Raw genomic sequence first — 7124 nt, 5'->3', positions numbered from 1 at the left:
TTGATTTCATTGAACTTTGTGGCGGTGTTGGTCGATTAGCTGTCGAACCCGGGAGCCCTGTTTGTCTTACTGTTTTTGGTGTATCTTGCACGTTGATGCGTTTCAATTCGATGGTTTACGCAGGTGTCAAAAATTGGTATTACAAATTACCAAACTCTTAGAGAGGAGAGAACATGAGAACAGATGATTTAATTCTTGCGGCGCATGTGCGAGAACTGGCGGCCGAGCTTCGTCATCAGCACGCTTACAGCACCAAGAAAGAAATGGACGCTCGACTTCCAGTTGATCAGCATGAGTCGATTGAAGACTTCATGGAAAAGTACAGAACTGCGCACCCATTAACAAAGTTTGTTCCTGAGGCCATGCAAAAACTGGAACGGGTCTCCGAAGTTATTCAGGATTACCTGAAGACGCATCCAAAAAACTGATGATTCAAGTTGAAGTCGGCCTGAACACAAAGGTTTGACGAGTTATTGCTGAATGATGATGGCATCAAGGTTGAGTAACCGAATTTTTTCGGACGCGACATCTGCTTCTGCTTGAGTCTGAAAGGGGCCAACACGTACTCGGGTGCGCTGGCCTTTTTGGGTTTTTAATTCCAGTTTCTCTGCCACTAGCCCTGCAGTTGATAGTTTCAAATAGGCGTTGTTGGCATTTTGTTCCTTCGCGAACAAACCTACATTGACAAAGTAAGGGCTGATCTTTTCCGTTTGATTTTTAGAAGCTGGTTTCTTTAGACGTGATTCGACGGTTTCGCTCGTTGAAGTTGGCAACGGTTGAGTTATTTTGACCAGGGTCGGCAGGCTGGCTGGCAAGGCTTCAGAGCTGCTTGCCGTGGGTGCCATTGCGGCTAAGACGATGGGTCTTCTTGGAACAAAGTTGGAACTCGACGGAACTCTGTCGGAAGTGTCAACGGGAGGTGTAATTTGAAGTTCAACAGTTGATTCTTGCGCCGTTACGATGACTGTGTTCGACTTTACGGTTGGCGCTGATACGGCGGCAGACGCCGACAGGGATGGTTGGGGCAAGGCTGCAATTCGCGCACTTTTTTCGTTGGGTTGCGTGCTGACTAGGTCTTTCACTTTCAGCTTGGCGTCATTGTGAGGTAGCAGGTAGGCGCCAACTGCAGCGCTCGCCAGCACCAGATTCACCAATGCCAACCAGGCGAAATACTTTCTTGTTCCTGCCTGTTGATTCAGCAGGGTTGTTGCCTCTTGCATGGTCCGACTCGCCGAAAGTGCCCGCCCCATTTTTTTACGAATTGCAGCATGAAATAGAGCGTTTCCATAAAAACCAGGAATCACCAAGCTCAAGATGCCCAATGCCACGAACAAACTCATCTCAGTCGTTTCTGAAATTTGAAACAAGGACATGCCAAAAACAAAAATCAGAAGGATTGCGCCGCTCATGGTTGCCAGGTAAATACAAGCAGGCGCCCATAAGCGGCGAAAAATCATCCAGTTCAGTGTGTACAGGCAAGCCGCCCAATTCCAGCTTGCGGACGCTTTGTCAGCGGCCTCAAAGCGCATGAAAATAGGGAGGTAATAGTCGTTGTTAATCGAACCAATGGCGGCTCGGTAAAGCGAAGTCGTTGGGCTTTCGTCGAAATTATCCAGAGTGGTAACACTTTGGGGCACCTCAGTGGGGTCGGTTGTAGTCATTTTGTGTTTAGAAATTTAATCGAACCGATGCTGACGCGAAGTAGTCATGTCTAAGACAAAACTTGCTCAACTTTACGACTATATTGGACTTTGCCAATCATTCAAATATTACATAAATTTCCAATTCAACCATGAGCAAACTCTCATTGACACGGGACAAAATTTACAAGACTGTAGCCCGTCAGCTGCATGGGACAGTTCCTTGCTGGGTTTGCGGTGAGCATGTTTTACCGGCCGCCGCAACCCTCGAACACATCAAGCCGCTGAGCGAGGGCGGTAGCAGTCATCTGGAAAACCTCGCCATTAGCCATGACCTGTGCAATAACCGACGTCATGCTACAGGGCTAGTCATTGAATCGATGGTTTTACCGGGTGGTGTTCATCGGATCAGCGAGATTTGTAAATGAATTTCAAATCAAATAATCATGAAAAAGAAGTGTTGACGTTGGAATTTTTGGTGGGCAAAATCAATTTGCAAGCTGCTCGTTAAACAAGTTGGATTGTTGGCGCGTAGCCTTGGTAATTTGATTATTTTTTGAATCGAAAAATCATGAAATTGATAAAAGTACCCGTGACTCCTGCCGAAGTTGAGTTGATTGGCGAGGACGAGGACCTGAATGAGGAGGGTCTTGATACCCAAATCACGGTACGACCTGACGGCTATTACTGGCGGGCGCCTGAAGGCAAGCAGGAGTTTGGCCCTTTTGCGAGCTACGAACTTGCTTTGGCGGACACGGGGGCAACTTATGAGCAGGCGCCTGAACCCGGTGAAACGCTTCAGGAAGCGGAGGATGAAATCGGAATTTCTGATTGGATAGACCCAGATACCGGAGATCCCGCTGAAGGACACTCGCATCCTCGTTTTGAAGAGTAATGCGGGTCGTCCGTCAAGTCGAAAATTCAAAGCATCTCCATTGACCTCATAAGTGCCCAAAATACTTTGAAACTTTAGCTGCGCGCTGGTTGACCGCGTAGCCAGCGCCGAGGTTGGGTTTAATCAAGTCAGCCGCTGCCGGGCCACATGACGCAAGAGTCCACTAAGGCCCAGCGCTGCCACGGTCAGGCCCACCACCAGGGCAATCCAGAAACCTTGTGCGCCCATCGCGTGAGCCGGTCGCCACGGCATCCAGCCCGGTGCCAACCCCAGCACATAACCCAAAGGCAGCGAGAACACCCAGAATGCGGTGAGGTGGATCACCATCGGCGCGCGCGTGACTTTGTACCCTCGAATAGCGCATGCGGTGGCGACTTGCGTGGCATCCGAAATCTGGAAGATGGCGGCTAAAAACAACAGCTGGGCCGCCAGGGCGGCCACCGTGACATCGGTGGTGTAAGTCGCAGCAATCTGGGTGTTGAAAATGACCATGAGGGTGGCGGAAGCGGCGGCAAAAAATAGCGCGGTACCAATACCTACCCAGGACCGAAAACGTGCAGCCACCGGGTCACCCGCCCCCAGAGATTGGCCGACGCGCGTCAGGATGGCCAGGCCCAGACTCAGCGGCAGCATGAACATCAGCGATGAAAAGTTCAAGGCAATCTGGTGCGCGGCCACCTGGGTGCTGCCAAACTTCGCCACCAGCAGGGCAATCAGGCTGAAGGCGCTGGTCTCGGCAAAGTAGGTCACGCCAATCGGCAGGCCCAGCTTGAGCAGCCCGCGCACCTGTGGCCAGTGCGGTGGCTCAAAACGGCCGAGCGGCCAGGTGCTGCGGTAGGCATCAGCGCGCTGCATCCACCACAGCAACACCAGCAGGTTGAACCAGACGCACAGCAGCGTTGACCAGGCGCAGCCCAAGCCGCCGAGCCGGGGAAAGCCCAGGTTGCCAAAGATCAGCAGCCAGTTCACCAGGGCGTTGAGGGCGAGTGCGCCGACGGCAATCACCATCAGCGGTTTGGTCTGGTTCAGGCTGGCGCTGTAGCCATAGAGCACGCGGTAGCAGGCAAAGGCAGGCATCGCCAGACTGGTGATGTGCACAAAATCTTTGGCCATGGCGCACACCAGCGGTTCCAATTCGAGATGGTCAAAAACGACTGTGGCCCCGTTGGCGGCCAAGCTCGCTAGCAGCCCCACGCCCAAGGCTTTCCAGAGCGCCTGGCGCACCACCTGCGGCACTTTATTGAAATCCCGGGCACCCACATGGTGGGCCACGATCGGGTTGACCGACATCATCACGCCCATGAGGGTGATGATGACCATGTTCCAGATCGACACCCCCAGCGATACCCCAGCCAAATCTTGCGCCGAGGCGTGGCCCGCCATGGCGACATCCAGCACGGCCATGCCGACGTTGGCCAGTTGGCCCACCAGAATCGGCCAGGCCAGCAACCACAGCGCGTGGATTTCGGCCCGAACTTTGGCGCGTTGGACGACAGAGGAAAAGCGACTCAGCGCCGCAAGGGTAGGCATGTGGGCGCGTGACTTGGGGCTTAGCGCCCGCGTAAAAACAACTTGTCGAGGTCGTTGAGGCTGATGGCGCGCCAGGTGGGGCGGCCGTGGTTGCACTGGTCGGAGCGGTCAGTGGCTTCCATCTGGCGCAGCAGACCGTTCATTTCTTCGAGCGTCAGGCGGCGGTTGGCGCGCACAGCGCCATGGCAGGCCATGGTGGCGAGCAACTCATTGTGCGCACGCTGGATGACGGTGCTGGCCTCGTGTTGGCCCAGTTCGGCCAACACGCTTCGGGCGAGTTCCACCGCATCGCCTTGGGCCAGCGTGCTGGGCACCGCCCGAACCGCCAGGGTTTTGGCTGAAAACGGGGTGATCTCCAAGCCCAGCATGTTCAAGGTGTCAGCATGCGCCTCGGCGGTGGCGACCTCGGCCGGCGTGGCGGCAAACGTGACCGGGATCAACAGCGGCTGGCTGGCGAGGCCGGGCAGGGCCGGGCGCGGGTTGGCAGCGTTGTCTGCTGAACCGTAAGCGACGCTGATCGATGCCTGTGAACCCTGCCACTGTGTTTTCAATCGCTCGTAAACAATGCGCTCGTGGGCGGCGTGCATGTCCACCACGATCAAGCCCTGGGCGTTTTCGGCCAGGATGTAAATGCCCTGCAGTTGGGCCAGCGCGCGTCCCAGCGGCCAGTGGCCAGCAGGCAAGTCTGTGGCCAGGTCTGGTCGGGCGGCGCTGGTTGAAGTCCATGCGGGCACTGGGCCAAGTTCGGTGGGTGTGGGCGCAGGGCTGGCCGGGTCAGGCTTGTTCCACAGCAGCCCCAGGTCACTCACCCGATGGCCCACCTCTACTCCGAAATTCATAGCTGCTTGCGCATAGGGAACGGGGGCTAGAGGTCTATTTGATGCATAAATGCCAAAGGTTTCAGGGTTTGGCAAGGGATTGGCTGCGAATGAGTCATCCGTATTTCTGGTGGGCGTTTCGGGGGCGCTCGCCCCACCAGCGCGGGGTGCGGCCAGCGCGTCTTCCACCGCATGGCGCACCGCTTGGTGCACTTCGCGGCTGTCCCGAAAACGCACTTCGATCTTGGTCGGATGCACATTCACGTCAACCCGCGTCGGGTCAATCTCGATATAGAGCGCATAAACCGGTTGGCGGTGACCGTGCAGCACGTCTTCGTAGGCGCTGCGGGCGGCATGGGTCAGCACCTTGTCGCGCACAAAACGCCCGTTGACGTAGCAAAACTGCTGATCGGCCCGCGAGCGTGCGGCGTCCGGAATACCGGCGCGGCCCCAAACCCGAATTTGCGGCGGGTTGCCGGGGCGGTTGGCGCTGGTTTGGTAGTCGACCCAGACCGAGCGCTCGATAAACTCTGCGCCCAGCACATCGGCCAGGCGCTGCTCCAGGGCGGCGAGGGCATAGGCGCGGCTCTCGCAGCGGCGCCATTGCTCGACCAACTTGCCTTCGTGCCAGATGGCAAAGCCCACGTCGGGCCGGGCCAGCGCATGTCGGCGCACCGCTTCAACGCAGTGCGATAACTCGGTGGCGTCGGTTTTGAGAAATTTGCGCCGTGCCGGGGTGCTGTAAAACAGCTCCTTGACTTCGACCGTGGTGCCAGTGCTGCGGGCCACTGGCGACAACTCACCCGTGCGCCCATCCAACATATAAGCACTGTTTTGGCCTGTAGCCCTTGATAACAAAGCGCAGTCAGCTATTGAATTTATAGCGGCCAGTGCTTCGCCCCGGAAACCCATGGTGCCCACCGATTCCAGGTCGAGCAAGCTGCTGATCTTGCTGGTGGCGTGGCGCTTGAAGGCAATCGACAGTTCTTCGCGCAAAATGCCCGCGCCATCGTCTTCCACAGAAATCAGCCGCACGCCCCCGGCCAGCAAGCGCAGCGTGACCTGAGTCGACCCGGCGTCGAGCGCGTTGTCGACCAGTTCGCGCACGACCGAGGCTGGGCGCTCCACCACCTCACCGGCCGCAATCTGGCTGATGAGTTCGTCGGGTAATTCACGAATGGGGCGGCGGGGAAGGGGGGTAATGGCGTCGTTCACCCGGCCTATTTTAGATTTACCTGCGTGCCCTCGTCGGGCGGGGTGTATTCGCAACGACCTGCATAAATTTCAACGCCACGACCGGTCAGGCTTTTGCGCTTCGCCACACAGGCACGCCAGACCAAGCAGTGATAATTCTGTCCCATGGAAATCATTACTTATCTCTTCGACTTCATTCTTCATGTGGACAAGCACCTGGAGGTGTTCGTGCAAAGCTATGGTCTTTGGGTCTATGCCTTGTTGTTTTTGATTATTTTTGTCGAAACCGGTGTCGTCGTCATGCCGTTTCTGCCAGGCGACTCGCTGCTGTTTGTGGTCGGCGCCATGTGCGGCGTGGGCTTGATGGACTACACGCTTTCGGTGGGCTTGCTGCTGGCGGCCGCCATTCTGGGCAACCAATCCAACTACGCGCTGGGGCGCTACTTTGGCCCCCGCGTGTTCAAGTGGGAGAACTCCCGGTTTTTCAACAAAGCGGCCTTTGACCGGGCGCATGATTTTTACGAGCGTTACGGCGGCATCACCCTCATCGCAGCGCGCTTCATGCCGTTTGTGCGCACCTTTGCGCCGTTTGTGGCGGGCGTGGCCAAGATGACCCGTACCCGGTTTACGTTTTTTGATGTCACCGGGGGGGCGCTGTGGGTGGTGGGCATCATCACCATCGGTTATTTCTTTGGCAACTTTCCGTTCGTCAAGGCGCACCTGGACAAAATCATCTGGGCCATGATCCTGATCCCGGGTCTGGTGATTCTGTTGGGGGCCTGGAAGTCGCGCACCAAGCCCGCCCAGGCCTGATCGTTTAAACGCCGACTTTTAAAAATAAATCCTGGTCGGGCGCAAAGTTGGCGTGCAAGGGCAAGAGGGCACCGCCCAGCGCCCCGGCATCGGGCCCGACACTGCCCGCCACCACAGTGGCGTGCCACAGGCCTTCCCAGTTGTAGCGCTGCAGGGCTTCATTGGTTTGTGCAATCAGCCGGCTCAGCAGGGCGCGGCAAAAAGAGCCATCAATCACCACCGCTTCAATGTCCA

At 56.6% G+C, this 7124-nt stretch carries 7 protein-coding genes and 1 pseudogene; 4 read left to right on the top strand and 4 right to left on the bottom strand.

Annotated elements, in window-relative coordinates; translation table 11 throughout:
- The first annotated feature begins 173 nt into the window (after positions 1 to 173).
- Positions 174 to 428: a hypothetical protein gene (locus tag WCG50_RS16240; protein WP_336900638.1), complete on the top strand. Its 255-nt coding sequence runs from the start codon at positions 174 to 176 to the stop codon at positions 426 to 428.
- 42 nt (positions 429 to 470) lie between these two features.
- Here WCG50_RS16240 and WCG50_RS16235 read toward each other — a convergent pair whose 3' ends face one another.
- Complete coding sequence (locus tag WCG50_RS16235) at positions 471 to 1661, bottom strand: SPOR domain-containing protein (protein ID WP_336900637.1); 1191 nt, start codon at positions 1659 to 1661, stop codon at positions 471 to 473.
- 131 nt (positions 1662 to 1792) lie between these two features.
- Here WCG50_RS16235 and WCG50_RS16230 point away from each other — a divergent pair, with 131 nt between their 5' ends.
- Positions 1793 to 2068, top strand: coding sequence for an HNH endonuclease signature motif containing protein (locus WCG50_RS16230; RefSeq protein WP_336900636.1), 276 nt, complete (start codon positions 1793 to 1795; stop codon positions 2066 to 2068).
- A 143-nt stretch (positions 2069 to 2211) separates the two neighbouring features.
- Entirely contained in the window at positions 2212 to 2535 is a 324-nt protein-coding gene (locus tag WCG50_RS16225) for a hypothetical protein (RefSeq protein ID WP_336900635.1), read from the top strand.
- Positions 2536 to 2658: 123 nt separating this feature from the next.
- Here WCG50_RS16225 and WCG50_RS16220 read toward each other — a convergent pair whose 3' ends face one another.
- Complete coding sequence (locus WCG50_RS16220) at positions 2659 to 4065, bottom strand: MATE family efflux transporter (protein WP_336900634.1); 1407 nt, start codon at positions 4063 to 4065, stop codon at positions 2659 to 2661.
- 20 nt (positions 4066 to 4085) lie between these two features.
- Positions 4086 to 6098, bottom strand: a complete 2013-nt coding sequence (gene mutL, locus WCG50_RS16215) for a DNA mismatch repair endonuclease MutL (protein WP_336900633.1) — start codon at positions 6096 to 6098, stop codon at positions 4086 to 4088.
- Positions 6099 to 6242: 144 nt separating this feature from the next.
- Between mutL and WCG50_RS16210 the strand changes: the two genes are divergently transcribed.
- Complete coding sequence (locus tag WCG50_RS16210; RefSeq protein ID WP_336900632.1) at positions 6243 to 6890, top strand: VTT domain-containing protein; 648 nt, start codon at positions 6243 to 6245, stop codon at positions 6888 to 6890.
- A gap of 4 nt (positions 6891 to 6894) precedes the next feature.
- Here WCG50_RS16210 and WCG50_RS16205 read toward each other — a convergent pair.
- Positions 6895 to 7124: pseudogene (locus WCG50_RS16205) on the bottom strand (ROK family transcriptional regulator); the annotation flags it as partial.

The sequence above is a fragment of the Rhodoferax sp. genome, assembly GCF_037143375.1.
GTDB lineage: Bacteria > Pseudomonadota > Gammaproteobacteria > Burkholderiales > Burkholderiaceae_C > Rhodoferax.
The sequence above is the reverse complement of the archived record's forward strand: the minus strand, read 5'-3'. Positions and strand labels throughout refer to the sequence as shown.